This window comes from Synechococcus sp. H55.9, from assembly GCF_047462355.1.
Classification (GTDB): domain Bacteria; phylum Cyanobacteriota; class Cyanobacteriia; order Thermostichales; family Thermostichaceae; genus Thermostichus.
This window is the reverse complement of the sequence record NZ_JANSJB010000002.1, coordinates 17,919-21,842: the sequence shown is the minus strand read 5'-3', so window position 1 is coordinate 21,842 and position 3,924 is coordinate 17,919. Positions and strand designations below refer to the sequence as shown.

Sequence of the window (3,924 nt, the reverse complement as noted above, 5' to 3'; positions counted from 1 at the left end):
GCCCTCACCTCTCTCCCAACGTGAGAGATGAGTTCATCCGCAGCTCAAGACCAAGGTTCCCACGGCGTCAATGGCAGCCGTCCAACCGGCGTCGATTACCGCAGTTGCCTCCGGCATCTCGACGATCGCCGGCCCGCGCAGTTGAAACCCCACACCCATGCGCTGCCGATCGTAGACCGGCACTGACCGCATCTGGCCGCCCATCCAGGCCTCTCGCCGCCCCTTGAGGGGATCCCCTGGCAAAGGGCAAGGTGCAGTCAGAGGCACGGTGGGCAGAGCCTGCACCGCCCGCAGACGCAACTGGATCGCCTCCACCGGCTGGGCCGAATCCTGCCAGCCATAGCGCTGCCGGTGGGCCTGGTGAAACTGTTGTTCCAGGCGAGCAATCGGCTCTGACAGGTGCACCGGGATCTCCAGCTCGAAAGACTGGCCGCGATAGCGCAAGTCCAAGCTAAAGTGCAGCGCCGGCTCTTGTAAGTCGGCTTGGGCCTGGCGGATCAGGGGTTCTGCCCACTGGGCTAGCAGGGATCCCCCTGAATCCGACGCCAGCCGCTGCAAGGGTTGTAGGATGGCCCGCCGGTAGTCCCGCCGCAGATCGGCCAAAGCCATGCCCAGTGCCGAGAGCACGCCACAGGCAGCCGGGATCAAGATCTTGCGGATGCCCAGCTCTTCCGCCAGAGCACAGGCATGCATGGGCCCAGCTCCACCAAAGGCCAGCAGGGCAAAATCGGCAGGATCCCAGCCCCGCTCCACGCTGATCACCCGCAAGGCCCGTGACATGGCAGCGTTGGCCAGGGTGCGAATGCCAACGGCAGTTTCCTGCAAGCTCAAGCCCAAGGGATCCGCCAGCGTGGCTATGGCTTGTTCCGCCAGCTCCCGCCGCAACTGGACGGAGTCGCCCAACCGACCGCCATCCGGCAAGTACCCCAGCCAGAGGTTGGCATCGGTCACCGTGGGAGCCGTTCCCCCTCGGCCGTAGCCGGCCGGCCCGGGGTTGGAGCCGGCACTCTCCGGCCCCACCTGCAGCCCACCGCCCGGCAACAAAGAGGCCAGGGATCCGCCGCCGGCGCTGACGGTGTGGATATCGATTTGGGGCTGCTGCACCGGCAGGCCGCACACCACCGCTGACGGGCTGACCTGAGGGATCCCATCTTGGATGAGGGCTACATCGGTGCTGGTTCCCCCCATATCGAAGCTGAGCAAGTGGAGGTAGCCGCTCAGGCGACCCAGATAGGCCGCCCCGTAAACCCCACCTGCCGGCCCCGAGAGCAAAGCCACCGAAGCGTGGGCCGCCGCCTGGGCAATCGAGGTCACCCCGCCGGAAGACTGCATGATCAAGGGTTGGGGGATCCCTCTCTCTCGACATCCTGAATCCAAGCGGTGCAGGTAGCCCGCCAGCGCCGGGCTGAGGTAGGCATCGAGGGCGGTGGTGCTGAAGCGCTCGTATTCCCGAAACTCCGGCGCTACCTCGCAAGACAAGGAAACGTGCAAGTCAGGGAAAGCCTCTTTCAAAGCGGCTCCCAGCCGCTGCTCATGCTCTGGGTAGAGAAAGGAAAACAAAAACCCCACCCCCACGGCGCGGATCCCGTCCTGCCGCACCCGCTCGCCCACCGCCTGGATCACGCGGCGGATCTCCTCCTCGGTCAGCGGCTCCAACACCCCGTCCACGCTGCAACGCTCCTTCACCTCCAGGCAACAGTGGCGGGGTACCACCGGCTCCGGCTTGGGCTGCGTCAAGTCATACAGAGAGGGGCGGTTTTGACGGCCAATGGCCAGCACATCGCGAAAACCCGCCGTGGTCAGAAACAGGGTGGGGGATCCCTTGCGCTCCAGCAGCGCGTTGGTGGCCACCGTCATGCCATGGCAGAACAAGTCAACCCAGAGCCCCCCTTTGAGCGCACCCAGCTTGTCCAGCGCTGCCAAGACCCCCTCCTCAGGGCTAGGTGTAGAGAGCACCTTCGCCGTCTGAATCTGGCCATCCTGCAAGAGCACCAGATCGGTAAAGGTGCCGCCCACATCGATCCCCAAGCGAGCCCAGCCTCGGCTTGCTGTCATCTGATCCAGATTGGTCGGATGTGACATACTCCCGACTCACGCCTAGTGATTTGGTACCTTGAAGCGGGGCTTGCCGGAACTGTCACCCTTATCGTATCTTCCCATAGGGCATTCCCCCAGCGCCCTGGCTCTGATCCCGACAGCCATCCTGAGGATAGGGTGCGGGGTTTCCCGCCAAAAAAAGATCCCCAAGAGGGGATCCCAATCGAGCCGATCACCAATCGGTTGGATTGCCGAGACTTTTACTTGTTGGGCTGAGGGGTGACCCGCAGGTAGGGCTTAATTTCCTTGTAGCCTTTCGGGAACTTTTCTTTGAGCACTTCCGGATCTTTCAGCGAAGGCGGGATAATGACATCGTCGCCGTCTTTCCAGTCGGCAGGGGTGACGACGCTGTACTTATCCGTCAACTGTAGAGCATCGATGGCCCGCAAAAGCTCGTCGAAGTTGCGGCCCGTGCTGGCCGGATAGGTGAGGATGAGGCGTATCTTCTTGTTGGGATCGATAACGAACACCGAGCGCACCGTCAAGGGCAGCCCTTCTTGGTTGAGGTTGGTTTGATCCAACATGCCGTAGAGCTGCGAGACCTTGCGGTCAACGTCCGCCAAAATTGGGTAGGTCAAGGTAGCGTTCTGGGTTTCCTCAATGTCTTTCACCCAGCCAACGTGGGAGTCCACATCGTCCACACTGAGGGCCAGCACCTTCACCCCTCGCTTTTCAAATTCGGGCATCAGCTTGGCAACAGTACCCAGCTCGGTGGTGCAGACCGGCGTGTAGTCGGCAGGGTGGGAGAACAACACTACCCAGCTATCCCCGGCCCAGGAATAGAAGTCGATTTCGCCGTGGGTGGACTTTTGCGTAAAATTGGGAGCCGTATCGCCAAGTCGGAGAGACATACGCTCTTTCTCCTCAGTAAAGGGTTCAGTCCGGTGAGGTCAGGATCCGGATCCTTGCATCGATCCGTCTGCTGTCTATTTTGCCACAAAAACTCCACTTTTCCGAGCGGATTTTAGGTGATTTTAAGAACATCGCCAACTTGTCCGCAAGGTGAGAAGCCCTTTCCTAATGTGAACAATTGTTGTGGGCAGTCTTAACATTCTGTAGTTTCCTTACAGGCTGCAACGGCGGCGTGCTAGGGGTATTGTAGACAACAGAATCTAGCTTCTCTGCTGAGGTCATGGGATCGATGGAAAGCCCAGAAGCAGCTACACCTTACAGCCTGGCCACCCTGTGGGCCCAAAAATATGTAGACAAGTTGCGGGCACAGGCGGCCTTGGGCGAGCTGCCAGGTACCCAATTAGCCGACAAAGTGAAGGGATCCCTGCGCTTTGCCAGCTCCCAGGCCTGGGCCAAGACGGAGCGGCTCTTGGCTGCTGAAATCCCGAGGCAGCGGCTGGATCCGGACTTGATCGATCCCTGGCAAATTGCCGAGGATTCCCGCGAGTTATTTGAAAAGGCAGCGGAAAGTTGGGGGGAGGGCCTCTCCCCGGCCCGCTTTTCGGTAAAGATCGCGCCGTTCTGTGGACGGCTGCGGGCCCGCTACAGTGAACGGGATCCGCGGGTGCTGGGCTTTTTAAGTATGCAATTCCACTACACGGGGCAAATGGTCTCGCAAGCCTTGTCACCTCAGGAGCGCGGCCTCTTCCAACCTTACTTGAAGGTCATGGACGACCACCTGTACATGCCCCTACAAAGAATGTATGAGAATGCCGCCGCCCATGCAGGCGATACCTTTTCCGCCCCCCTGGCTGCCGTGCAAGAGCTCTTGCCCCTGATTACCGGTGTGGCAGAGTCTATCTGTGCTGAGGTGGCGCAGCGTTTTCCGAACTATCACTGTGAAAGCGGCCTCTTGGCGGATCTGGAAGTGCGGAT

The 3,924-nt window shown here is 60.7% G+C and carries 2 protein-coding genes and 1 pseudogene; 1 reads left to right on the top strand and 2 read right to left on the bottom strand.

The window, feature by feature from the left end; genetic code table 11:
• Positions 1-33: 33 nt before the first annotated feature.
• Both NW857_RS00495 and NW857_RS00490 read right to left on the bottom strand, forming a co-directional pair.
• The gene (locus NW857_RS00495; protein ID WP_414332677.1) at positions 34-2,055 is read right to left on the bottom strand and encodes a hydantoinase/oxoprolinase family protein; all 2,022 of its coding nucleotides are present in this window, start codon (positions 2,053-2,055) and stop codon (positions 34-36) included.
• 242 nt (positions 2,056-2,297) lie between these two features.
• Positions 2,298-2,948 (bottom strand): peroxiredoxin, encoded by a 651-nt coding sequence (locus NW857_RS00490; RefSeq protein WP_414332679.1) that lies wholly within the window; start codon positions 2,946-2,948, stop codon positions 2,298-2,300.
• Between the two features lie 281 nt (positions 2,949-3,229).
• On the opposite strand from NW857_RS00490, the pseudogene NW857_RS00485 reads away from it, so the two are divergent.
• Positions 3,230-3,924: pseudogene (locus NW857_RS00485) on the top strand (hypothetical protein); the annotation flags it as partial.

What these genes read in the sequence shown, in the direction of transcription:
- NW857_RS00495 (WP_414332677.1), bottom strand. Translation starts at nt 2,055, where the DNA reads ATGACAGCAAGCCGAGGCTGGGCTCGCTTGGGGATCGATGTGGGCGGC.
- NW857_RS00490 (WP_414332679.1), bottom strand. Translation starts at nt 2,948, where the DNA reads ATGTCTCTCCGACTTGGCGATACGGCTCCCAATTTTACGCAAAAGTCC.